The organism is Alcaligenes nematophilus (genome assembly GCF_026344155.1).
GTDB lineage: Bacteria > Pseudomonadota > Gammaproteobacteria > Burkholderiales > Burkholderiaceae_B > Alcaligenes > Alcaligenes phenolicus.
This window is the reverse complement of record NZ_JAPKMZ010000002.1, coordinates 608,283-631,502: the sequence shown is the minus strand read 5'-3', so window position 1 is coordinate 631,502 and position 23,220 is coordinate 608,283. Positions and strand designations below refer to the sequence as shown.

Sequence of the window (23,220 nt, the reverse complement as noted above, 5' to 3'; positions counted from 1 at the left end):
ATGGCTAAGTTGTCCTATCTGGAGTTAAGTGGTGGTCCCAAAGAAATTGGCCATTCTTTGGGACGTTTCGGAGCCCCCGCCGTGCATGCCTACTTGCTGAGCTCAGCAGCATGGCAAGGCATCATGCAATCGAAGGGGACGGCTGTAGCCGGTCAGCTGGCTCAGTACACCGAGCGTTATTTCCCCCGAATATGGACCGAGCTCCAGGGCCTGGCATTGGGTCTGGAGCTCCCCTTTGAAGACGTTTTCTTGTGGAATTGCCGGGGCGACTTGTGGGCCATGGCTCCCGATGGTTGCACCACCGTGCAAATGCCCGCCCAGGGCGAGCCTCGTCTGGTGCATAACGAAGATGGTGATCCAGGTTTTGCCGGTTACTGCGGGGTGGCCAAATTCATTCCCGACAGCGGCATGTCCTTTGTCTCCTTTCTTTACCCTGCTTCCTTGCCGGGCCATAGCTTTGCAGTGACTCAGGCCGGTTTGGCCATGACGGTGAATAATGTGCGGGCTCGTCACGTGGCCCCAGGGGTGCCGCGCATGGTCCTGACCCGCGCCATGCTGGATCAGCCCGATCTGGATCAGGCTGTAGGGATCTTGCAGGATCATCCACGTTCCGGCGCTTTCCATTTGAGCCTGGCGCAGCGTGGCGATCCACGCTTGCTGAGCGTGGAGTTCAGTGCCGAGGCCGTTTCTGTGCAGACCATTAAGCAAAACCATCTGCACGCCAACCATGCGGTACATCCGTCTATGAAAGGCTTTGAACAGCGTATTACCCGGTCGTCCGAACTGCGGCAGGAGCGTGGGGATCAATTGTTGGCACAAGCCGGTGCTGCGCTTGATCCTTTGACCGTCCTGGCGGATCAGCACCATGCGGAATTTCCGATCTGGCGCTGTGACCCGGCGGACAGTGACGCGGAAAACACCCTGGCTACTGTGGATATTCAGGTGGGCAGCCAGTCCTTGAAGTGGCAGGTCTACGAAGACCCCACGGACGAGCCTGTGCTGAAGTTTGCGGATACCACTCGCATTGATCTAGCCTGAAAAGGAATAGGGCCCTGCTAAAGCAGGGCCCTATTCTTATAGTCGCAGTCGCAGTCGCAGTCGCAGTCGCAGTCGCAGTCGCAGTCGCAGTCGCAGTCGCAGTCGCAGTCGCGATGGGGCGATCAGCCCTTGTCAGGCTCGTTGCGCTTGGGCTCCCACAGCACGTCAGAGCGGCCTGCATGGCGGTTCAAGGTACGCGCCAGCACAAACAACAAATCCGACAGGCGGTTCAGATACAGGCGCGGGCCTTCTTGCGGCAAGGATTCTGAGGGCACCGCCACGACGCTACGTTCTGCACGACGCGCCACACAACGCAGTACATGTGCTTGTGCGGCTGCCGGGCCGCCACCGGGCAAAATGAACTCTTTGAGTATGCCCAAGGGCTCGTTGTAGTGACGAATTGCTTGGTCCAGACGTTCCACATGGACGCTGCCTATGACCTGATGGCCAGGGATGCACAGCTCGGCCCCCATATCGAACAAGTCGTGCTGAATGTCGGACAGCAGGGCATCAACATCCTCGGGCAGTGCCATGCTGCGCAAGACGCCGATATGGCTGTTCAGTTCATCCACGTCGCCCAGGGCATGAATCAGGGGAGCAGTCTTGGGCAGGCGGCTGCCATCGCCCAGGCCCGTTGTGCCATCGTCGCCGGTGCGGGTGCTGATAATGGAAAGTCGTGTGGACATGAAGAAGCCTTATGTTTCGGCAGGAGTAGGGGTGCCTTGAGCCAAATTGATCAGGGCATCGCCAGTGACGCGTACCACGCGCCAGTCTTCCAGCACTTGGGCCCCCTGATACTTGTAGAAGTCGATGGCGTTCTGGTTCCAGTCCAGTACTACCCACTCCAGGCGGCCACAGCCTTGGGCCACGGCCATTTGAGCCAGATGGCGCAGGGCCGCAGCGCCCAGACCGTGCTTGCGGTGGGCCGGGTCTATATACAAATCCTCCAGATAGATGCCGCGGCGATCCAGGAAACTGGAGTAGTTGTAAAACCACATAATGTAAGAAATTGGTGCGTCGGGCTGATCTTCGGGAGTAATGACCAGGCAGTAGGCACTGGGCTCGTCGGAGAAGAAACTGTTGCGCAGAGACTCAACGCTGGCCTTGAAAATATGCTCCAGTTTCTCAAAGGCGGCCATATCGCGCATCAGGCCCAAAATGGCGGGAAGGTCTGCGGGGGTGGCTGGACGCAGCACATACCCTTTAATAAATTCGCTCATGCTTTTGCAAAGGTTTAGCGTTATGCTTGATCGGAAACAGACGCATCAGGCGTCCGAAAGTAGGCATTATGAGCTAATTGTCTGGCTCTGCCCAATTTGCAGGAGTGAAAAATGACGTGGACGAAACGAAGCGCAGCCTTGGCGTTGGGAACTTTGGGTGTGGTAGCTGGCTCGGCATATGTCGTGGTCGCCCAGGCTCAGGAAGCCAGCGCCTCGGGTGAAGTGCGCCGACTGGATGCCGAGGCCGGCAAAATTACCATCAAGCATGGTGAGATCAGCGACCTGGAACTGCCCGCCATGACATTGGTGTACAAAATTGATCCCGCCTTGCTGGCCAACATCAAACCGGGTGACAAGGTAAAGTTCACTGCCAAACGTGACGGTGGTGATTACGTGGTCACCAAGATCAGCAAGTAAGCCCGCTTGAGTGGGTTGATAAAAGCCGGGTTCGCCCGGTTTTTTTCATCTCCGACGCAGGCGAAACACTGGCGTGGGTTCGTGGTCGAGATGACAGGGTGATGTGATGACCATCGCGTTTACGTTGACAGGGTAGAGCCTGTTGCCGTGTTGGGTGTGGTCTGCAAGCGGAATGTAAAAAAAGGGGCAGAGAAATCTGCCCCCTTTTCATGTCCGACCGAAGTCAGGCTTACAGCACGTAGCGCGCCAGATCCTGGCTGGCTGCGGTTTCCTGCAGCTGTTTGTTCACGTAGTCCGCATCAATGACCACGTTTTGTTCACCGTGGCTGCCAGCGCTGTAGGACAGCTCTTCCAGCAGTTTTTCCATAACGGTGTACAGGCGACGGGCACCAATGTTTTCGGTACGCTCGTTGACCTCAAAGGCCAACTCGGCCAGACGCTGGATACCGTCGGGGCGGAAGTCCAGCTGTACGTCTTCGGTGCCCAGCAAGGCTGCGTATTGCTTGGTCAACGAAGCGTCGGTCGTGGACAGAATCTGTACAAAATCCTGGGCGCTTAGCGATTCCAGTTCCACACGGATGGGGAAGCGGCCTTGCAGTTCAGGAATCAGATCCGATGGGCGGGACAGGTGGAACGCACCCGAGGCAATAAACAGGATGTGGTCGGTACGTACCACCCCGTATTTGGTGGTGACGGTGGTGCCTTCTACCAAAGGCAGCAGGTCGCGCTGCACACCTTGGCGGGACACATCGCCGCCGCTGCCCTGGCTCTCGCCTCGCGCCGTGATCTTATCGATCTCGTCCAGGAACACGATGCCGTTCTGCTCGGCGTTGGCCACTGCAGCAGTGCGCAAATCGTCTTCATTGACGCGGCGGGCCGCTTCTTCTTCGGTCAGTTGCTTGAAGGCTTCCTTGACCGTCAGCTTGCGAGCCTTGGTCTTTTCCTGACCCAGACCGGAGAACATGCCGCGCAACTGCTCGGTCATCTCTTCCATGCCGGGAGGGGCCATGATTTCCATGCGAGGCATGGCCTGGGCCATCTCGATTTCAATCTCGGTATCGTCCAGCTTGCCTTCACGCAGGCGCTTGCGGAACACCTGGCGGGCAGAGTTGTCCTCGCGTTGGGGTTGACCGTGAGCATCGCGCGAAGGGGGCACCAGCACGTCCAGAATACGGTCTTCAGCGGCTTCCTCGGCCTGGGTGCGCACACGGCGCATTTCGATTTCGCGGGTTTGCTTGACCGAAATATCCACCAGATCGCGAATGATGGTTTCAACGTCGCGGCCTACATAGCCCACTTCCGTGAACTTGGTGGCTTCGACCTTGATGAAAGGCGCGTTGGCCAGCTTGGCCAGACGACGGGCGATTTCGGTTTTACCCACGCCGGTGGGTCCGATCATCAGAATGTTCTTGGGGACGATCTCGCTACGCAGGGGCTCGGCAACCTGCTGGCGGCGCCAGCGATTGCGCAGGGCCACGGCCACGGAGCGCTTGGCCTTGCCCTGGCCAACGATATGCTTGTCCAGTTCGGAGACGATCTCTCCGGGAGTCATATTAGGTGTAGACATGGTGGTGTATCCGGCTGTCAGAGTGTTTCGACGATATGGTTCTGGTTGGTGTAGATGCACAGATCACCTGCGATCTCCAACGATTTCTTGACGATGTCGGCGGGAGCCATATCGGTGTTTTGCAGCAAGGCCATGGCGGCAGATTGGGCATAGGAGCCGCCCGAGCCGATGGCGGCCAGGCCATGTTCGGGTTCGAGCACGTCGCCATTGCCGGTCAGCACCAGCGTGTGCTCCTTGTCCGCCACCAACAGCATGGCTTCCAGACGGCGCAGAACGCGGTCGGTGCGCCAGTCGCGCGTCAGTTCGACGGCGGCGCGCAGCAGGTTGCCCTGGTGCTTTTCCAGCTTCGCTTCAAAGCGCTCTTGCAAGGTGAAGGCGTCAGCCGTCGCACCGGCAAAACCGGCCAGGATGCTGTCGTTGTACAAACGGCGAATTTTGCGGGCCGTGCCCTTGATGACGATATTGCCCAGGGTGACCTGACCATCGCCGCCAATGGCGACCTGATCTCCGCGGCGTACACAGACAATAGTAGTGGCGTGAAATTGTTCCATGATTTCCTTCCTTTAAGGTTCCCATCTGGGGGCCCGGAAGGAAATTTCAAGCGCATGACAGCAGGAAGTTTTTGCCGACTGAGGGTCGTGCCTGGAAACCGGGCTGAAACAGGGTGGCTTCCCTTGGCAGGGGCTGCGGCAGGGGTTCTCGTATGTCGCCTGGCTTCTTGGCGTGCAAGCAGCCTGTTGGCCTGCTAGCGGTAGACGCAGCCGGCTTTTTTGAGCCTGCTTATTTTCAGCAGCGTACACAAGTGGGTTGGATCGAGTTGGGTGACCCACAAAAAAGCCCGCCAGAATGATCGGGCGGGCTTTTTATCAGGGTGATAGGCCTTGCCGCCTATCAATCCCCAAACATCTTTTGGCGCTTCTCGCGACGCTCCTGGGCTTCCAGAGACAGGTTAGCCGTTGGGCGTGCCAGCAAACGTGGCAGGCCGATGGGCTCGCCAGTTTCCTCACACCAGCCGTATTCGCCCGAATCGATCAGGGCGATGGACTGTTGCACTTTCTTGAGCAGTTTGCGTTCGCGGTCGCGGGTACGCAGCTCCAGAGCGTGTTCTTCTTCGATCGTGGCACGGTCAGCCGGGTCAGGAACGAACTGGGTTTCACGCAGGTTTTCCGTTGTAGCACCCGCGTTGGCCAGAATGTCTTGCTCCAGCTGGCGCAAGCGATGCTTGAAAAACTCCAGCTGGGCGGCGTTCATGTAGTCTGACTCAGGCATCGCCAAAAGCTCCTGCTCGGTCAGCAGGGTTGTAGTACTGTCATGTGACTTAGTTGCCATGATGCTTACCTCTTGTTGACGTCTGGGAGCCTGTAACTGTCGTCACGCGCAATCGCTCCGCATTTACTGAATAATTATTAATTCAAACCAGGCAATTCTCCAGGCCCTGGGTGAATATGTCTTGTGGCAATTTGCGGCCAATAAAGACCAGCTTGGTGCCCTTTTTATCTTTGGCCAGCCAGGCATTGCCAGGCTCGGCGCTCATCATCATGTGTACGCCCTGAAACAGCATACGGCGATTGATGCCCTTCAGATACAGGATGCCCTTGTAGCGCATCAGATCTGGTCCAAATACCTGGACAATGCCCGACAGGAAATCTTCCAGACGCTCGGGGTCGAAAGGACGGTCCGAACGGAACACGAAAGCCCCGATCTCGTCATTGTGAGCTGCGTGCTCGTGGTGGTGATGATGGTGATCGTGTCCGCAGCCCGGACCGCACTCGCCTTCGTCGCCGTGGGCATGATCGTGGTGGTGATCATGGCCGTCCGCCGCATCGGGGTGTTGCTCTGCCAGGAATTGAGGATCAATGTCCAAAATGGAATTCAGGTTGAAACCGCTGACTTCCAGCAAATCCTTGATGTCGGTTTCACCGAAGTGAACCGGCGTAATCGTGGCTCGCGGGTTGATGCGGATCAGACGGGCACGCAGGGCCTCGTAATCCACGTCGTTGACCAGATCTTTTTTGGAGATCAACAGGCGGTCCGCAAAACCAACTTGTTTTTGAGCTTCTTCTTGCTGGTCCAGTGTGGCCATGCCGTGTTTGGCATCCACGACCGTGATGACCGCGTCCAGCCGATAGTAGTCGGCAATATCATCGTCCATGAAGAAGGTCTGGCAGACCGGGCCGGGGTTAGCCATGCCGGTGGTCTCGATGATGACGCGCTCGAACTTCAGTTCGCCTGCCTGGCGGCGAACGCGCAAATCATTCAGGGTGCGCATCAGGTCACCACGCACGGTGCAACATACGCAACCATTGCTCAGTTCAACGATTTCTTCTTCGGAGTCCTGCACCAACAGTTCGTTGTCGATACCTTCGGGCCCGAATTCGTTTTCGATGACGGCAATGCGTCGACCGTGATATTCGCTCAGGATGCGCTTGAGCAGCGTGGTTTTACCAGCGCCCAAAAAACCAGTCAGAACAGTGACTGGAACCATGTTGTTCAGATCTGATGCCGCGTTCATAAACATGCCTCGCAGTGGCGGGCGAAAGGTACAAGGCACGGCACCAACCGCGGCTTCCTGCACCCATCTGCTCCGCACGAAAACAACGTGCGATTACATCACAGCCTTGCCTGTTGGGCAAACGGTGATCTGTAAAAATTCACAGAGGTTTGCCAATAGATCGGGGAATATATACCGATTGGCGGCAAAATACCACGTTTTAGGGGGCAGATAAGGGTTTTCGCTCGTTTTTAGCTGCAACGCAACGTTGGCACAGGCCGCGCAATTCAGTTTCGTGGCCGGACAGGGCAAAGCCCGCTCCGCGCACACAGTCGGCCAGCCTTTGGCTCAGGTCCGGAGCGCACAGCTCCACCACGGTGCCGCACTGGGTGCAGACAATCAGCAAGTCGTGCGGGTGGCCGCCGGCATCCACACAGGCCGTCCAGGCATTGACGGCATCCAGGCGGTGGATCAGGCCTTCTTCAGTCAGAAAGTCCAGGGCGCGGTAAACGGTAGGGGGTTTGGCGCCGGGCTGGAACTCGCGAACCAGATCCAGCAGTTCGTAGGCGCGCAAACTGCGCTGGGCCTGAATCAGGATTTCCAGCACCTGGCGGCGAATTGAAGTCAGCCGTTTACCGCGTTCCAGACAAAGCTGTTCAGCGGTAGCGAGCTGATCTTCAATGGCGTTGGGCGTAAGAATATGTACAGGCATGGCGCTTGATGGGTTGTTTGTTATGTTATAACATCTTTGGAAAATTAAATTATTCCCAATCTAGCCGCATTATCCCTGTTTCATGTCCTGTCCTCAATTTCCCTCGACTTTCCGCAGTCCGGCACCTCGTCGTTCGCTCTTGCTGGCCTCGGCCGGGCAGCGCGTACTGGGCGCTTTGTGCGTGTCAGCAGTCCTGTGGTTGCTGACCACCTGGGCATTGGGTGCATGGTAGAGGCATGAGTTCACACCAAACCTTGATCGAGCTTGACCATGTGGCGCTGGGCTGGAAAGACAAAATCGCTCTGCGTGATATCAGCGGCTGTTTTAACCGAGGCTCTTTGACGGCTATCGTCGGGCCTAACGGTGCTGGTAAATCCACCTTGCTAAAAGGGCTGACCGGGCAGATCAATCCCCTGAAAGGGCGCATTGCTGTCGACAGCGGTTTTCTGAATCAGCTGGCCTTGTTGCCGCAGATGGGCGATCTGGACAAAAGTTTCCCGGTGACGGTGCATGATCTGGTGGCCATGGGAGCCTGGAAGCGTGTGGGCGCCTGGGGTGGTTTCCCCAAAGCCGAGCACGAACGCATTGGTCATGCGCTGGAGCAGGTGGGGCTGGCCGACTTTGCGCGTCGCTCCATTGGCACTTTGTCGGGTGGGCAATTACAGCGAGCCCTGTTTGCCCGCATGATCATGCAGGACGCCCAGATCTTGTTGCTGGACGAGCCGTTTGCTGCGGTGGACCGCGCAACCTCGGACGAATTGATGAACCTGATTCTGGACTGGCACAAACAGGGCCGTACCGTGATGGCCGTGCTGCATGATCTGGATATGGTGCGTAGCTGTTTTCCGCAAACCGTGCTGCTTGCCGGTCAGGTAGTGGGTTGGGGGGAAACTGAAGCGGTGCTAACTCCCGAGAACCTGCATCTGGCTCGCCATTTGTGTGCGGGGGACTACCTATGATGGCGCTGATTGATGTGCTGTTTGGCCCCTTCATGGACTTTGGTTTCATGAAGCGCGCACTGGCTGGTTCTTTCGCCCTGGCTGCAGCGGCCGGACCTTTGGGGGTATTCCTGGTGTTGCGCCGCATGAGCCTGATGGGTGATGCCATGGCACATGCCATCCTGCCCGGTGTGGCGGTTGGATTTCTGACGGCGGGCCTGTCTTTAAGCGCGATGGCCATAGGCGGCATGATTACCGGCCTGGTTGTCGCCTTGCTGGCCGGACTGGTGGCCCGCCTGACACCACAACGGGAGGACGCCAGTTTTGCGGCCTTCTACCTGGTATCCCTGGGGCTGGGGGTGCTGCTGGTGTCCTTGCGCGGCTCCAATATGGATTTGATCCATGTGCTGTTTGGCACGGTGCTGGGCCTGGATGATGCCTCCTTGCTGCTGGTGACCAGCAGCACCACGGTTACGCTGATTATTCTGGCTTTGGTGTTCCGGCCTCTGGTGCTGGAGTGCATGGACCCGATCTTTTTGCGCACGCAAGGCGGGCGCGGTTCCGTCGTCCATATGTTGTTCTTGTTCATGCTGGTCATCACGCTGGTGGCTGGCTTCCAGGTGCTGGGAACCTTGATGGTGGTGGGGATCATGATGCTGCCCGCTGCCTCGGCCCGATTCTGGGTGTATTCCGTTGGTCGTCAGATGCTGGTGGCGGCCTTGCTGGGCATGATCAGCGCCTATCTGGGCCTGCTGTTCTCGTACTACTACAACGTGCCTGCTTCGCCCGCGATTATTCTGGCAGCCGGCGCCTTCTATTTTCTTTCTATCACCTTTGGCCCCCAAGGCGGTTTGCTGCGTGCTTATTCCCAATGGCGTGCACGGCGTCGGCGCATGGCCTCTCTCTTGGAGCACGATTGATGAAAATGCGAGACATTTACTCAGGCCGCACGGTGCTGGCCCTGGGCTTGCTGGCGGCCAGCCTGTCGGTGCAGGCGGAGCCTTTGCGTGTGGTCAGCAGCTTCTCGATTTTGAACGATATGGTCAAGGAGATAGGCGGCGACAAGGTTATGGCCAGCACGATTGTGCCCGCCAATGGGGATGCCCATTCGTTTGAGCCGCGTCCCAGTGATGCAAAGACCTTGGCTAACGCGCAACTGCTGGTGATCAATGGTCTGGAGTTCGAGACCTGGTTGCCACGCTTGCAGCAGGCAGCAGGCTATAAAGGGCCGCAAGTCGTGGCGACAGAAGGTATTACGCCTTTGGCATTTGAAGGTGGCGGACACGAGGATCATGCTGGTCATGACCATGACCATGACCATGACCATGACCATGACCATGACCACGGTCACGACTCCGAACCTGAGCATGCCCACGACCATGAGCAGACCCACGCCAAAGAGGATACACAGTCCCACGGCGGGCATGACCATAGTCATCAGCACGGCAGCCAGGACCCCCACGCCTGGCAAAGCCTGGGCCTGGCACAGATCTATGTTCGTAATATCAGCAAAGGTCTGGAGCAGGCTGATCCGGCCAATGCCGAGTACTACCAGCGTCGCGCCAAGGATTACGCACAGCGCATTCAGGAGCTGGACGATTCCATCAAAACCCGCCTGCAGGCGGTGCCGGTAGAAAAGCGCAAGGTCATTACCTCGCACGATGCTTTCTCTTATATGGGCAAGGCTTACGACATCCGTTTCATTCCCTTGGTGGGGGTATCCAGCCAGGCGGAGCCTTCAGCCCGTGATATTGCGCAGATCATCCAGCAAGCGCGTAGCGAGCAGATTCAGGCCATTTTTGTGGAAAACACGGTCAGCGCAAAACTGGTCGAGCAAGTGGCACGGGAGACCGGCGCCAAAGTCGGCGGCACCTTGTATTCCGATGCTTTGGGAGCCCCAGGCTCGGGCGTGGATACCTACCTGGGCATGATGCGCTCGAATACAGACCAGTTGGTCAAGGCCTTGCAGCCCTGATTCACTCCTCCGGCTTGTCACTGGCCCGGTTCTTGCGTTGTGCCCGAGGGTGGGCCTGATCGTAAGCCTGGGCCAGATGCTGGAAGTCCAGACGGGTATAAATCTGAGTCGTGGAAATATTGGTATGACCCAATAGTTCCTGCACCGCCCGCAAGTCTCGTGCTGATTGCAGCAAATGGCTGGCAAAGCTGTGACGCAAGCTGTGCGGGTGGACATGCACTGGCAGGCCGCTGGCGCGGGCATAGTTTTCCAGTTCTTGCTGCACCACGCGTGGGTGAATGCGGGCTCCACGGGCACCCAGAAACAGGGCCGCACTGGCATCTGCGCTGGTCGCCAGTGATGCCAAAGCCGGGCGTTTTTCCAGCCACTGCTGCAAGGCATGCAGCGCTTTCTCCCCGACAGGCAGGCGGCGTGTCTTGCCGCCTTTGCCACTGACCACCAGCTCACGATCATCCAGCAGTAACCAGCTCTTGGACTGGTAGTGCGCGTCCTGGTGATAGTGCGTGTCCAGGCTGACCAGCTCGGACAAACGTAGTCCGCTGGAATAAAACAATTCAAACATGGCCTGATTGCGCCAGCTGACCGGGTCGTCCTGAATGGGGGCGGTGGGGCGGTCCAATAGCTGCTGGGTCTGGTCTACGGACAAGGCCTTGGGCAGAGGGCGGCCTATCTTGGGTGCCTTCAGGCTGGCTGCAGGGTTCAAGGGCCAACCCAGTTCTTTAGTGCGCGCTTGATAGTAACCACGCCAGGCTGCCAGAATGCGGGCCAGGCTGCGTGGTGCCAGGCCCTGCGCATGCAAGCGGGCGGCAGCCTGTCGCAACTGGCTTTGAGTCAGTGTGTCGGGGTCTGTACCTGGGTACTGCGCCAGCAAGTGGCGCAAATCATTACGGTACGCACTAAGGGTGTGTTCCGAATAGCGTTTTTCGTGGCTTAGTTGATGCAGCCAGCTTTGCATGGCCGGGCTGAGGGCCTGGGGGGCGGCTGGCTGCTTTTGAGGCGTGTCCCCAGAAGGGGAGTGATCTTGTTTTTTCAGGCCGGACATTCGCTTTGAACAACACTGCTGGGCTTGTACAAACGCTGCAGGGCGGCGCTGCACAATTCGCCAATGCCTTCCAGAAAGTCCGTACCCATATCGGCCGTAAAACGCGTGGCTTCAGGCGAGCCCAGAACCAGCAGACCAAACAGGGTGTTCGACTCCGGAAACGTCAAGGGCACAATGGCCACCGATTGCGCGTCTTGCTGCAAATCGGCCAGAAACTCCTGTTCGCGTCGAGCGCCGCAATAGGGGTTGATCAAGGTGTAGGCCCAGCTGACCAGGGCGTCGTCAGCCAGCACTTCGTCCGGATTCCAGCAGTGCAGACGGACAACGGGCATTTCAAAGATGCGCTCCAGACTGCTGCAGATCAGTGCGGGCAGGGCTGCCGGGTCGGACTCGGCCAGCATCTGGCAGTTCCATTGGTGCAGTTGGCGCGAAATTTTTTCATTGCCACGGGCATTGGCGACCAGCGTGGCCAGTTGGCGCTCGGTTTTCTTGCCGCGCTCGCGCAGCAGCATGATCTGGCGCTCGCCCAGTGAAATAGCGCGGCTTTGATGGGGGTGCGGCACCATCAGTTTGGAAAAAACATCGGCATGCGCGTCGAAGAAATCAGGGTTGGCTTTCAAAAACTGGGCCACTTCCACGGCGCTAAGGCTGTTGGGGGTATCCATGTCTAGAAGGTTTCCTTTCTGGCTAGGGACGCACACAGTGCATCTATATCGACTTGTCCGGTAAAGACGGTTTGGGCCGGGCCGCTCATGCGTAGCGCCTGTCCGTCCCATTCAATGCGCAGACTGCCTCCACGAGTATCAACGACAACCGGGCTTTGGAGCAATCCCCGCCGTATGCCTGCCACCACAGCCGCACAAGCGCCTGTACCGCAGGCCAGGGTCTCACCGGCGCCGCGCTCGTAGACGCGCAGCTTGATGTGATGGGCGTCCAGAACCTGCATGAAACCGGCGTTGACCTTCTGAGCAAAACGCGGATGAGATTCGATGAAGGGGCCGACGCTGGCAACCGGAGCCTGCAGCACATCGTCTACCACCTGCACGGCGTGCGGATTGGAGATGGACACCAGCGACAGGGCGACAGGTTCGGCTTGACCGGGCACGGGCAGCAGCCACAGCGTATCTTCGCCCTGAATTTTCTGTTCCAGCCCGCTAGGGTCAAAAGCGACATCGGCAGGGGCAAATCGGGTGGTGCCCATCATGACATCCACGCCAAGCTCCGGATCGTCATTCAAACTGATGATGCCGGTGCGAATTTGTGCTCGTAAAGGGTTGGCCGAGGACAGGCCTTGTTCGTGTACGAAGCGGACAAAGCAGCGAGCGCCGTTGCCGCAATGCTCGACCTCGCCACCGTCAGCGTTGAATATGCGGTATCGGAAATCCGCGCCGGGTTCGGTTGCGGCTTCAACCAGCAAGATCTGGTCCGCCCCAATGCCAAAGTGACGATCCGCCAGCGCGCGGGCGCGTTCGGGAGTCATTTCAATGCTTTGCCTGACACCATCCAGCATGACAAAGTCATTGCCCGCGCCGTGCATTTTGCTGAAACGCCAAAGCGAGGAAGCGGGCTGGAGTGTGGTGGGGCTGTGCATGATGGGGGCCTAGTAGATGCCGGGTTGACCTTCAGGACGGGTTTTGAAGCGTCGATGTACCCAATAATACTGCGGCGGGTCTTCGCGCACATATTTTTCGATCAGGGCATTCATGCGTTCCGTAGCTTCTTCCAGGCTGCCTTCACCCGGAAAGTCGGACATGGGTTCCAGCACCTGAATATGGTAGTGACCAGTCTCGGCGTCCACGCGGGAAATAACCGGAATCACCAGCGCGTCCTGGTTGCGTGCGATCTGGGCTGTGGACAAGAGCGTGGCCGCCGGGACATTGAAAAAGGGCACAAAGGCCGAGCCCTTGGTGCCGAAGTCCATATCAGGCAGGTAATAAATCGGCTGGCCCTTTTGCAGCGCACGCATCAGACCGCGAATGCCGTCTTTGCGAGAAATCAGCGGGACGGAGGAGAAGCGGCTACGGCCTTCGTACATCAGGCGATCCACATGGGGGTCGCGTTGGGGAGTGTAAAAGGCAACCAAGGGCGAGATGGACATGGACAGGCGTGTGCCCGCCGCATCCATACCCAGAAAGTGAGGCACCAGCAGCATGACCTTGCGACCCTGTTCCAGAGCCTGGGTGATGTGTTCTTCGCCCGTCAGATGCAGAGTGTTCAGAATAGTGCTGGGCAAACCAAACCAGAGCAGGCCCCGGTCCAGATAGGATTGGGCCAGCAGGCGAAAGTGCTGCTTTTCCCACTCGCGACGGGTGCTCTCGGGCGTGTCTGGAAAGCATAGATCCAGATTGGTACGCACGATATGACGGCGGCGGGAGGCAAAGCGATGCACCAGCCCGCCCAGCACAGCACCCCAACGCTGGCGCGTGCGTACCGAGGCACGGCCAAAGTAGGTGAAAACGGATTTGAGCAGCGGGTAAGAATTAAAACTCATGGGGTGGTATCGCCAGGCAAAGGGGGCGCATCGTGGGGAATCTTGTAGCGGTTATAGCCCCACAGATACTGGGTGGGGAAACGGCGTATCAAGCTTTCCATGGATTCGTTGATCAGGGTGGCCAGTTCCGTCGGGTCTTCGGGCAACGGCTCGGGTAGGCGCAAGGTGTGAATATGCCAGCCGCGCCCTTTAGGCAGGCGCTCGGCAGCGGTCACAATCACAGGCACATCGGACTGACGGGCCAGCTTGCCAGCCAGTGTCATGGTCAGGGCAGGGCGGCCAAAAAAGGGTGCCCATACGCCATCGCCACCGCTGGGAACCTGGTCGGGCAACATGCCTACCGATTCACCTTTGCGAAACGCGCGGACAAATTCACGCACACCTTTCATATTGGCGGGGACGGCATGCAGGCCGGGCAGTTCACGTGACTCCACCATCAGGGGTTCCAGTACGGCCTGGCGTGGTGGGCGAAACATCACGGTCAGCGGGCCTAAACCCACCAGATAACGTGCCGTAATTTCAAAGCAGCCCAAGTGCGGAGTCAGATACAGCACGCCGCGTCCTTCGGCATGGGTGGCCTCCAGCAAGGCCACATCATCAACGGTGCAGCGGGCCAGACAGGCTTGCGGATGCAGCCAGACGCGCGGTGTTTCCAGGATCATGGCGCCGGTTTGTCCGGCCGCTTGCCGGAAAAAGGCAGGGGAGTCGTAACCCGCTTGTCGGCAGTGGCTTTGCAGACGGCGGCGGTAGCGTCCGGGAAAAGCGTAAATCAGGCGTCCTATTCCTTTGCCCAGCCCATGAAGAACGGGTAAAGGCAGACGAGCCATCAGACGTAAAAGTGCCGCGAGCATGGGCCAGGCAATCCTTTAGTGTGAAGTTTTGCTGAAATAAATACGTATTTTCGCTTAAAATGGATTGTATCGCTGAGTTAAACGACAACTTGCGGAGCGATCGGGCAGCAAACTGCCCACTATAAACCGCTAAAGCGTCGCGCCCCGTCTATCGTATCCACATCGCTGGCTTCGAGGTGCAACGCAGTTTGTTCAACCTCGTGCTGATTATCAGCCCTTATTCAAGGAAGCTACGCTGTGAACAACAACGACTTTCTCTTTACATCCGAATCCGTTTCTGAAGGCCACCCCGACAAGGTAGCTGACCAGATCTCCGACGCCATCCTGGACGCTATTTTCGAGCAAGATCCTCAGGCACGTGTTGCTGCCGAGACCTTGTGCAATACCGGTCTGGTGGTGCTGGCTGGCGAGATCACCACGCACGCCAACGTGGATTACATCCAGGTTGCCCGTGACACCATCAAGCGCATTGGCTATGACAATGGCGATTACGGCATTGATTACAAGTCCTGCGCCGTACTGGTGGCCTATGACAAGCAGTCGCCCGATATCGCCCAAGGTGTGGATCGCAGCCCAGAAGAGTTGCTGAACCAGGGCGCTGGCGACCAGGGGCTGATGTTTGGCTACGCGTGCGACGAAACCCCTGATCTGATGCCTGCTCCTATCTGGTACGCCCACCGCCTGGTGCAGCGCCAGAGCGAGCTGCGCAAAGATGGCCGTCTGCCCTGGTTGCGCCCTGACGCCAAATCCCAGGTGACCTTCCGCTACGTGGATGGCCGTCCTACCGAAGTGGATACTGTGGTGCTGTCCACTCAGCACGCGCCTGAAATGTCCCAGAAAGACATTCACGAAGCCGTGATCGAACACATCATTCGTCCATGCTTCCCTTCGGACCTGCTGACCGAGAAAACCCGCTTCCTGGTAAACCCCACCGGCAAGTTCGTGATTGGTGGCCCTCAAGGCGATTGCGGTCTGACTGGTCGCAAGATCATTGTGGATACCTACGGTGGCGCATGCCCTCACGGCGGTGGTGCTTTCTCCGGCAAGGACCCCTCCAAAGTGGACCGTTCCGCTGCCTACGCCGCTCGTTACGTGGCCAAGAACATTGTGGCAGCCGGTCTGGCTCGCCAGTGTCAGGTGCAATTGAGCTACGCCATTGGTGTGGCCGAGCCTATCAATATCACCATCTACACCGAAGGCACAGGCGTGATCCCCGACACCGAGATCGCCAAGCTGGTTCGCCAACATTTCGATCTGCGCCCACGCGGCATCATCGAAATGCTGGATCTGCAGCGTCCCATCTACACCAAGACTGCTGCCTACGGTCACTTTGGCCGCAGCGAACCCGAGTTCAGCTGGGAAGCCACGGACAAGGCCCAGGCTTTGCGTCAGGCTATCTAAGCGATGTGCGGATAGGCAAAGGCCGCTTGCGGGCGGCGCTTTGCTGCAGTTTGACAGCGTTGTCGGGGCCGGGAAACCAGTCAGCCAGCAACGCTGGGTGGGACGGGCAAGTGCCAGTCTCATGAGAAGAAATTATGATTTTTACCCGTGGAGCTGTCTTCCCAAGACGATCCAAACGAGTACAATCACCCACATTCATTTGCCATCCTCGAGGGGCGTTGCGACAAGACTCACGGTCTTGCCAGGCTCGGGGCATGGATAGGTGGTATCCACCTTGGAGAACGACGCTCACCACGACCTGCATGGCGGGCTGCTGGTGAGAATTCATTTGCTCTCCCTGCAGTCTGCGTGCCGTATAACGGAGCCCGACTGTGACTTTTACCGATTACAAAATTGCCGATATTTCCTTGGCTGAATGGGGCCGCCGCGAGCTGACCATTGCCGAGACCGAAATGCCTGGCCTGATGGCCACCCGCGAGGAATTTGCTGCCTCCCAGCCCCTGAAGGGCGCGCGCATTGCCGGCAGTTTGCACATGACAATCCAAACTGGGGTTCTGATTGAAACCCTGACTGCCCTGGGCGCTGAAGTGCGCTGGGCATCGTGCAATATCTTCTCCACTCAAGATCACGCTGCCGCTGCCATTGCCGCATCTGGCGTGCCTGTGTTCGCCGTCAAGGGCGAAACCCTGGAAGAATACTGGCAATACGCCCACGACATTTTCGATTGGCCCGGTGAGCAGGCCAACATGATTCTGGACGACGGTGGCGACGCTACCTTGTTGCTGCACCTGGGTGCCCGTGCAGAAAAAGACCTGTCCGTTCTGGACAAACCCGGCAGCGAAGAAGAGCGCGTCATGTTCGCCTCCATTCGTGCCCGTCTGCAAAACGACAAAACCTGGTACTCCACCCGTCTGGCCCAAATCAAGGGTGTGACCGAAGAGACCACCACAGGCGTGCACCGTCTGTACCAGATGGCCAAGAAAGGCGAACTGGCTTTCCCTGCCATCAACGTGAACGACTCGGTGACCAAGTCCAAGTTCGACAACCTGTACGGCTGCCGCGAGTCCCTGGTAGACGGTATCAAGCGTGCTACCGACGTGATGGTTGCCGGCAAGATCGCCGTGGTTTGCGGCTTCGGTGACGTGGGTAAAGGTTGTGCTCAAGCACTGGCCGCCTTGCGCGCCCAGGTTTGGGTTACCGAAATTGACCCTATCTGCGCCCTGCAAGCCTCGATGGAAGGCTACCGCGTTGTGACCATGGAAGAAGCTGCTGACAAGGCCGACATCTTCGTGACCGCCACTGGTAACTACCACGTGATCGACCGCTCGCACATGGAACGCATGAAAGATCAGGCCATCGTGTGCAATATTGGTCACTTCGACAATGAAATCGATGTGGCCTCGGTGGAAGATCTGGAGTGGGAAGAGATCAAGCCTCAGGTTGATCACATCATTTTCCCTGATGGCAAGCGCATCATTCTGCTGGCCAAGGGCCGCCTGGTGAACCTGGGTTGTGCTACTGGCCACCCCTCTTTTGTGATGTCGGCTTCGTTCACGAACCAGACCATTGCACAAATTGAACTGTTCACTCGTGGCGAGAACTACGAAACGGGTAAAGTATATGTACTGCCCAAGCATCTGGACGAAAAAGTCGCTCGTTTGCACTTGAAGAAATTGGGTGTGAACTTGTCGACCTTGTCTCAGGCGCAGGCGGATTACATCAACGTACCTGTGCAAGGGCCATTTAAGGCTGAGCACTACCGCTACTAAAACGCACCGGCGTCTTCGGACGCCTATTCTTGGAGCCCTATCATGACTTTGCTACTTGTCTGGATCCTGAATGCTGTTGCCCTGCTGGTTGTCGCCTACATCCTGCCTGGTATTACGGTTGCCTCGTTTGGCTCGGCACTGATCGCTGCGCTGGTACTGGGCCTGCTCAATACCTTGGTCAAACCTTTGCTGATTGTGCTGACCTTGCCCATCACTATTGTGACTTTGGGCTTGTTCCTTCTGGTGCTCAACGCCTTAGTGTTCTGGTTTGCGGGCTCCATCCTCAAAGGCTTCCAGGTTGAAGGCTTCTGGTGGGCCGTGATTGGGGCGATCGTCTACAGTCTGGTTTCCGGGCTGCTGTCGGGATTGTTAATGAAATGAGCAACAAGCAAACCTTGAGCCTGGAGTTTTTCCCGCCGCGAGATATCGCGGCGCAGGAAAAACTGGTGCGCACCGCCAAGTCCTTGATGGGCTTGAACCCCGCCTATGTCAGCATGACGTTTGGAGCCGGTGGCTCCACCCGTGCTGGCACGGTCGATGCGGTAGCACTGCTGCAAAAACTGGGCTTTGATGTCGCACCGCACTTGTCGTGCATTGGTACGGCGCCCGCGCAGCTTGGCGAGATGCTGGACAATTACCGCGATCAGGGCATACGACGTATCGTGGCCCTGCGCGGTGACTTGCCTTCGGGTATGGGTGGTGACGCGGGCGAACTGCGCTATGCCAGCGATCTGGTGTCATTCATTCGCGAAAACTATGGCGAACACTTTCATATCGAAGTGGCCGCTTATCCCGAGATGCACCCTCAGGCCACAGGCTTTAGCGACGACCTGGGTCACTTTGTGAACAAGGTCAAGGCAGGTGCGCACGGTGCGATCACGCAGTACTTCTTCAACCCGGACTCGTATTTCAGCTTTGTTGAGCGAGCCCAGGCGCAAGGAGTCACGATTCCGATCACACCGGGCATCATGCCCATTACCAACTCGTCCCAGTTGCTGCGGTTCTCGACCATGTGCGGTGCAGAAGTGCCGCGCTGGATTCGACTGCGACTGGCCGATTTTGGTGATGATCGTGCATCGATTCGTGCTTTCGGTATCGATGTGGTGGCACGCTTGTGTCAGGACCTGCTCGATGGCGGCGCTCCTGGCATTCACATGTACACCCTGAACGGGGCAGATGCGAGCATGGCTATCTTGCCGAATCTGACCTGGCGCTAAGCACTTCGCGTCGCGATAAAAAACCCGCCACATTCATTTGGCGGGTTTTTTCATGGGGAACTGACTAGCCAGCATCTGACCCGGTTTAATCAACTGCTTGGTAAACAGAGTTCTGGATTAAACAGTTTGTGGTAGCGGGTTACTTATAGTTCCGGAGCGGGCACAGCCCAGCCTTTATCAGTCAGAATACTGTCCAGGCGTTGGTCGTGCGGGGCGGGCTGGTAGGCCTGGCCGGATAAATCGCCCACTGCCCAGGCAATACCAATGCTGGTAAAAGCGTGGTTTTGTTCTTTCAGCGCCGCCAAGGTCCGGTCGTAGTAACCCTTGCCATACCCCAGACGATCACCCTGTCTGGTGTAGCCCAGGGTGGGGACCAGGACAATATCCGGTTGCATGATTTTAGTGGAAATGGGGATTTCGATGCCGTAGCGACCCTTTTCCATTTCGGTCTCGGGTGTCCACTCGACAAAGCTCAAAGGGGCATCGGCCTCTTTGACAACGGGCAAACAGACATTGATGCCTTCCTCTTCCACCCATTGAAGCAGCAGTGGGCGCAAGTCCGGCTCCTGGGCCATAGGCCAGAAAGCGGCAATGGTGGTGGGTTCGGCACGGCCCTGTTCACGCAGGCGGCTGCGGTTGGTGGCCAGCCAGGTAAACAGACGGCCCCGGATCAGCAAAGCGCCCCGGTTGGTGTCGATGGAGGGCTGCCCGGCTCGCAGGTCTTTTAGTCGCGTGCGCAGCGCGGCTGCGTTATGCTCTACGTTCTGAATCATGGGTGATTTTCTAAAGGCCGTCACTATGGGTATCAACCAGCTAAAGTACCAGAAAACACCAGCTTGGGGCATGGCATCCATGCTTCCTCGCCCGCCCTTGAGCGCTTTGGTGGTGTTTGCTCTGGGTTTGGTCGGCTGTGCGGGGTCGCAGTCGCCGCAAGCCCAGACCCATTCCCCGGATCCTGCCGTTGCCAAGCAAGCTGTCGTGTTGCAGCCTGCCAAAGAAGCCGTGCGCCGCTGGGATAGCGTCCCGCCTGTGCCGCCAACGGCCCGTCAGGCTTTGATTGACGCCCGTGATGCCATGCAGGCCAAGCGCTGGACGGCGCTCGATGCTCTGGCTCCGGTTGCCGCGAATGATCCTGTTCTGGGTTCTTACGCCGAATACTGGCGCTTGCGTCGGATTTTGCAGGATACGACCACGCCCGTGCCCGATGAGCAAATTCGTTTGTTCCTGAGCGGCAATCAAGACGAATATCTGGAAAATCGCCTGAAGTCCGACTGGATTGTGGCGGCCGCGCGTACCGGCAACTATGCTTTGGTGCGTGAGCTGGCCCCCGTTCACGCCCCTACCTCGGCTGTGAAGTGTGCAGTAGCGTCGGCACAGAATGTGGCCGGTCAGCCTGTGGATGTGCAGGACTTGCTGGCGTCGTTCTCTCCAAGCCAGGCCTGCTGGTCGGCACTGGACCAGTTGTACGCCCGTAAAGTGATCAGCAAGAATCAGGTCCGTGATCTGATGCGTGATGCTCTGGAAAATAACCGCACATCCCAGGCCCGCCGCCTGGCTGCGATTATCTTCACTGCGCCGCAAATGAAGGATTACACCGCCTTGATGGCTTCGCCGCAGAAGTGGCTGGATCGTAATGTGAACAACAGTTCGGTCAACCCGGAGCTGGTGTCCTTGGCCTTGTCCCGTCTGGGTCGTGGTCAGCGTGATGCTGCAGCGGCCTATATCGACCGTACCTGGGCTGGCAAGATCCCCCAGGAAAACCTGAATTGGGTGTGGGGCCAGTTTGGTCTGATCAGTGCCTTGCGGGTAGAGGACGATGCGGCCAAATGGTATCGCCGCTCCGGTCGTACCCCCATGACGGATTACAACAACGCCTGGCAAGTGCGCGCCGAGTTGCGTCAGGGCACCATCGAGTGGAAGCATGTCTCTGCAGCCATCGACAAGATGAACGATGCGCAAAAGGCCGAGCCGGTGTGGGTGTACTGGTCGGGGCGTGCTCATGAGGCGCTGGGGCATAAGGAGCAAGCTCGTGCCAAGTTCCAGTCCATTGTGGGTGATCTGAACTTCTACGGTCAGCTGGCCACGGAAGAGTTGGGTCTGACACCGTCCTTGCCCCCTCAGCCACAGCCTTTGACGCCGTTGGACATGCAGGATGCGCGTACCAATGCGGGCTTGCTGCGTGCGGTGGAGCTGTTCAAGCTGGGTTGGCGTCCGGAAGCGGTACCCGAGTGGAACTTTGCCTTGCGTGGCATGAACGACAGACAGTTGCGTGCAGCAGCCGAGTTCGCGCGCGAGCAGCATATCTATGATCGCGTGGTGAATACCTCCCTGTTGACCAAGAACGAGATCGACTTCAGCCAGCGCTTTATCGCGCCCTTTGAAGGCCGCGTAACCGAGCAGGCCAAGTCCATCAATCTGGACCCGGCCTGGGTGTATGGCCTGATCCGTCAGGAATCGCGCTTCATTACCGATGCACGCTCGGGAGTCGGGGCGTCGGGCTTGATGCAGCTGATGCCTGCCACCGCCAAATGGGTGGCCAACAAGATCGATATGCGCGACTTCTCTCCCTCCCGTGTGAACGAGTTCGAGGTGAACACGGTGTTGGGCACCAATTACCTGAATATGGTTCTGGGGCAGCTGGATGGCTCGCAGGTCTTGGCATCGGCAGGCTATAACGCAGGGCCAGGTCGTCCCCGCCAGTGGCGCTCGCGCTTGAACACTCCGGTAGAAGGGGCCATTTTTGCAGAAACCATTCCTTTTACTGAAACGCGCTTGTACGTGAAAAACGTGCTCTCCAACGCGACCTATTACGCCATGATGTTCAGCGGTCAGCCGCAGTCCCTCAAAGGGCGTTTGGGTACGATTTCGCCTTGATGAGTCCGTCCATGCTAGATGACAGACAGCAAGCAGCCTTGGCGGCCCTGATGGGGCCGCCAGATCCTGTTCTGGAAGGCTTGCAGGTCTATGTAGTGGGCGGCGCGGTGCGTGACGCCCTGCTGGGTATGCCGGCGGGCGACAAAGACTGGGTGGTGGTGGGTGCCCGGCCCGAAGACCTGGCTGCCCGAGGCTTTGTTCCCGTAGGTGGCGACTTTCCCGTCTTTCTGAATCCCCATAGCAAAGAAGAGTTCGCGTTGGCCCGGACTGAGCGCAAGTCGGGCCGGGGCTACAAGGGCTTTACCTTTTACACCGGCACAGACGTGAGCCTGGCGGACGATTTGCGTCGCCGTGATCTGACCATCAATGCCATGGCCGTGGATGCGGCGGGGAATCTGCATGATCCCTTGAATGGTTTGGCGGATTTGCAGGCCCGTCTATTCCGGCATGTGGGCACCGCATTTAGCGAAGACCCGGTACGCTTGCTGCGTCTGGCACGTTTTGCCGCCCGCTTTTCCGAGTTCACCGTGGCCGACGATACCTGGGCCTTGGCGCGTGAGCTGGTCGAGCAGGGTGAAGTGGACGAGCTGGTGCCTGAGCGCATCTATCTGGAAATAGCGAAAGGTTTATCTGCCCAGCAGCCCGCTCGCATGTTCGAGGTACTGCGGGAAGTCGGCGCACTAGAGCGTGTCATGCCTGGTTTGAATTACAACGATCAGGTGGGCGAGCAAGTTCAGATCGCTAAAGAACGTCAGTTGGATTTGGCAAGCTGCTTTGCTGTTTTGTGCCATGTCTCAGAAACGCCTGCGCAGGTGGCGGAGCAGATTCGTGCTCCGTCGGAATGGCGCGATCAGGCCCGTTTGTTGCCCGTACTGCTGAGCAGTCCTGCTTTGCAGCAACCCCGTGCAGATGTGGAGTCGGCCTTGCAGGTGATGGAGTCGCTGGATGCCTTGCGCAAGCCGGATCGCTTTATGCAGTTGGTCAATGCGGCTGCATGTCTGGAAGCGGTCCCGGAATGGGAGTGGGATAAGCTGCGCATGGTTATGGCTGGTGTGGACGCAGGTGCAGTGGCGGCGAAATTCAAGGCTGAGCCTGGCAGAATCCGTGAAGAGGTGCGTGCGGCCAGACTGGCGGCCCTGGAGCAATCAGTTGAGTAGTGAGTGATCAGTCCGGAGTACACAAGTAGATAAGCGGCCCATTGGCCGCTTATCTTTTTT

The 23,220-nt window shown here is 58.0% G+C and carries 25 protein-coding genes and 1 riboswitch; of the genes, 12 read left to right on the top strand and 13 right to left on the bottom strand.

Annotated elements, in window-relative coordinates:
- Window positions 1-1,038 (top strand): C45 family autoproteolytic acyltransferase/hydolase, encoded by a 1,038-nt coding sequence (locus OSH04_RS08060; protein ID WP_266108232.1) that lies wholly within the window; start codon window positions 1-3, stop codon window positions 1,036-1,038.
- 122 nt (window positions 1,039-1,160) lie between these two features.
- Here OSH04_RS08060 and OSH04_RS08055 read toward each other — a convergent pair whose 3' ends face one another.
- The gene (locus tag OSH04_RS08055; protein ID WP_266108231.1) at window positions 1,161-1,724 is read right to left on the bottom strand and encodes a cob(I)yrinic acid a,c-diamide adenosyltransferase; all 564 of its coding nucleotides are present in this window, start codon (window positions 1,722-1,724) and stop codon (window positions 1,161-1,163) included.
- Between the two features lie 9 nt (window positions 1,725-1,733).
- On the bottom strand, window positions 1,734-2,258 hold the full coding sequence (locus tag OSH04_RS08050) for a GNAT family N-acetyltransferase (RefSeq protein WP_137430790.1): 525 nt from the start codon (window positions 2,256-2,258) through the stop codon (window positions 1,734-1,736).
- A 111-nt stretch (window positions 2,259-2,369) separates the two neighbouring features.
- Between OSH04_RS08050 and OSH04_RS08045 the strand changes: the two genes are divergently transcribed.
- Window positions 2,370-2,675 carry a copper-binding protein gene (locus tag OSH04_RS08045; RefSeq protein WP_009462618.1) on the top strand — a complete coding sequence of 102 codons (306 nt, stop codon included), beginning with the start codon at window positions 2,370-2,372 and terminating at the stop codon, window positions 2,673-2,675.
- Between the two features lie 229 nt (window positions 2,676-2,904).
- Here OSH04_RS08045 and hslU read toward each other — a convergent pair whose 3' ends face one another.
- From hslU to OSH04_RS08020, 5 genes are all read right to left on the bottom strand, one after another.
- The gene (gene hslU / locus OSH04_RS08040) at window positions 2,905-4,242 is read right to left on the bottom strand and encodes an ATP-dependent protease ATPase subunit HslU (protein ID WP_026484111.1); all 1,338 of its coding nucleotides are present in this window, start codon (window positions 4,240-4,242) and stop codon (window positions 2,905-2,907) included.
- Between the two features lie 17 nt (window positions 4,243-4,259).
- Window positions 4,260-4,793, bottom strand: coding sequence for an ATP-dependent protease subunit HslV (gene hslV, locus OSH04_RS08035; protein ID WP_009462614.1), 534 nt, complete (start codon window positions 4,791-4,793; stop codon window positions 4,260-4,262).
- A 340-nt stretch (window positions 4,794-5,133) separates the two neighbouring features.
- Window positions 5,134-5,571, bottom strand: coding sequence for an RNA polymerase-binding protein DksA (dksA, locus tag OSH04_RS08030; RefSeq protein WP_026484112.1), 438 nt, complete (start codon window positions 5,569-5,571; stop codon window positions 5,134-5,136).
- A gap of 82 nt (window positions 5,572-5,653) precedes the next feature.
- Window positions 5,654-6,754 (bottom strand): CobW family GTP-binding protein, encoded by a 1,101-nt coding sequence (locus tag OSH04_RS08025; RefSeq protein WP_009462610.1) that lies wholly within the window; start codon window positions 6,752-6,754, stop codon window positions 5,654-5,656.
- Between the two features lie 199 nt (window positions 6,755-6,953).
- On the bottom strand, window positions 6,954-7,445 hold the full coding sequence (locus OSH04_RS08020; RefSeq protein WP_009462608.1) for a Fur family transcriptional regulator: 492 nt from the start codon (window positions 7,443-7,445) through the stop codon (window positions 6,954-6,956).
- An 82-nt stretch (window positions 7,446-7,527) separates the two neighbouring features.
- Between OSH04_RS08020 and OSH04_RS08015 the strand changes: the two genes are divergently transcribed.
- From OSH04_RS08015 to OSH04_RS08000, 4 genes are read left to right on the top strand one after another with little or no spacing between them, the layout of a single operon-like run.
- Window positions 7,528-7,677, top strand: coding sequence for a hypothetical protein (locus OSH04_RS08015; protein WP_266108229.1), 150 nt, complete (start codon window positions 7,528-7,530; stop codon window positions 7,675-7,677).
- A gap of 4 nt (window positions 7,678-7,681) precedes the next feature.
- Window positions 7,682-8,404, top strand: coding sequence for a metal ABC transporter ATP-binding protein (locus OSH04_RS08010; protein ID WP_266108227.1), 723 nt, complete (start codon window positions 7,682-7,684; stop codon window positions 8,402-8,404).
- The gene (locus OSH04_RS08005; protein WP_031232761.1) at window positions 8,404-9,303 is read left to right on the top strand and encodes a metal ABC transporter permease; all 900 of its coding nucleotides are present in this window, start codon (window positions 8,404-8,406) and stop codon (window positions 9,301-9,303) included. Before OSH04_RS08010 ends, OSH04_RS08005 begins: the two co-directional genes overlap by 1 nt.
- On the top strand, window positions 9,303-10,358 hold the full coding sequence (locus tag OSH04_RS08000; protein ID WP_247966060.1) for a metal ABC transporter substrate-binding protein: 1,056 nt from the start codon (window positions 9,303-9,305) through the stop codon (window positions 10,356-10,358). Before OSH04_RS08005 ends, OSH04_RS08000 begins: the two co-directional genes overlap by 1 nt.
- Before the next feature lies 1 nt (window position 10,359).
- Here OSH04_RS08000 and OSH04_RS07995 read toward each other — a convergent pair whose 3' ends face one another.
- The 5 genes from OSH04_RS07995 to OSH04_RS07975 are packed head-to-tail and all read right to left on the bottom strand — an operon-like array spanning window position 10,360 to window position 14,742.
- Window positions 10,360-11,400, bottom strand: coding sequence for a tyrosine recombinase XerC (locus OSH04_RS07995; RefSeq protein ID WP_407066154.1), 1,041 nt, complete (start codon window positions 11,398-11,400; stop codon window positions 10,360-10,362).
- Complete coding sequence (locus OSH04_RS07990) at window positions 11,388-12,065, bottom strand: DUF484 family protein (protein ID WP_266108226.1); 678 nt, start codon at window positions 12,063-12,065, stop codon at window positions 11,388-11,390. Before OSH04_RS07990 ends, OSH04_RS07995 begins: the two co-directional genes overlap by 13 nt.
- Window positions 12,066-12,067: 2 nt before the next feature.
- Window positions 12,068-12,991 carry a diaminopimelate epimerase gene (gene dapF, locus OSH04_RS07985; RefSeq protein ID WP_266108225.1) on the bottom strand — a complete coding sequence of 308 codons (924 nt, stop codon included), beginning with the start codon at window positions 12,989-12,991 and terminating at the stop codon, window positions 12,068-12,070.
- Window positions 12,992-13,000: 9 nt separating this feature from the next.
- A complete protein-coding gene (locus OSH04_RS07980; protein ID WP_009462598.1) occupies window positions 13,001-13,891 on the bottom strand; it encodes a lysophospholipid acyltransferase family protein in 891 nt (296 codons plus the stop codon).
- The gene (locus OSH04_RS07975; protein WP_266108224.1) at window positions 13,888-14,742 is read right to left on the bottom strand and encodes a lysophospholipid acyltransferase family protein; all 855 of its coding nucleotides are present in this window, start codon (window positions 14,740-14,742) and stop codon (window positions 13,888-13,890) included. Before OSH04_RS07975 ends, OSH04_RS07980 begins: the two co-directional genes overlap by 4 nt.
- Window positions 14,743-14,979: 237 nt before the next feature.
- Here OSH04_RS07975 and metK point away from each other — a divergent pair, with 237 nt between their 5' ends.
- The 4 genes from metK (at window position 14,980) to metF (ending at window position 19,129) form a co-directional block, all read left to right on the top strand.
- The gene (gene metK, locus OSH04_RS07970) at window positions 14,980-16,143 is read left to right on the top strand and encodes a methionine adenosyltransferase (RefSeq protein ID WP_026484120.1); all 1,164 of its coding nucleotides are present in this window, start codon (window positions 14,980-14,982) and stop codon (window positions 16,141-16,143) included.
- A gap of 204 nt (window positions 16,144-16,347) precedes the next feature.
- Window positions 16,348-16,440, top strand: a riboswitch (S-adenosyl-L-homocysteine riboswitch).
- A 74-nt stretch (window positions 16,441-16,514) separates the two neighbouring features.
- On the top strand, window positions 16,515-17,912 hold the full coding sequence (gene ahcY / locus OSH04_RS07965; RefSeq protein WP_026484121.1) for an adenosylhomocysteinase: 1,398 nt from the start codon (window positions 16,515-16,517) through the stop codon (window positions 17,910-17,912).
- 42 nt (window positions 17,913-17,954) lie between these two features.
- Window positions 17,955-18,293 (top strand): phage holin family protein, encoded by a 339-nt coding sequence (locus OSH04_RS07960; protein ID WP_009462594.1) that lies wholly within the window; start codon window positions 17,955-17,957, stop codon window positions 18,291-18,293.
- Window positions 18,290-19,129: a methylenetetrahydrofolate reductase [NAD(P)H] gene (gene metF, locus OSH04_RS07955; protein WP_021447042.1), complete on the top strand. Its 840-nt coding sequence runs from the start codon at window positions 18,290-18,292 to the stop codon at window positions 19,127-19,129. The genes OSH04_RS07960 and metF overlap by 4 nt, the downstream gene beginning before the upstream one ends.
- A gap of 143 nt (window positions 19,130-19,272) precedes the next feature.
- On the opposite strand, the gene OSH04_RS07950 is transcribed toward metF, so the two are convergent.
- Window positions 19,273-19,902: a 5-formyltetrahydrofolate cyclo-ligase gene (locus OSH04_RS07950; protein WP_060186175.1), complete on the bottom strand. Its 630-nt coding sequence runs from the start codon at window positions 19,900-19,902 to the stop codon at window positions 19,273-19,275.
- On the opposite strand from OSH04_RS07950, the gene OSH04_RS07945 reads away from it, so the two are divergent.
- Window positions 19,901-22,003 (top strand): lytic transglycosylase domain-containing protein, encoded by a 2,103-nt coding sequence (locus OSH04_RS07945; RefSeq protein ID WP_266108223.1) that lies wholly within the window; start codon window positions 19,901-19,903, stop codon window positions 22,001-22,003. The two genes, OSH04_RS07950 and OSH04_RS07945, sit on opposite strands and share 2 nt — an antisense overlap.
- An 11-nt stretch (window positions 22,004-22,014) precedes the next feature.
- Window positions 22,015-23,160 (top strand): tRNA CCA-pyrophosphorylase, encoded by a 1,146-nt coding sequence (locus OSH04_RS07940; RefSeq protein ID WP_266108221.1) that lies wholly within the window; start codon window positions 22,015-22,017, stop codon window positions 23,158-23,160.
- Window positions 23,161-23,220 lie beyond the last annotated feature (60 nt).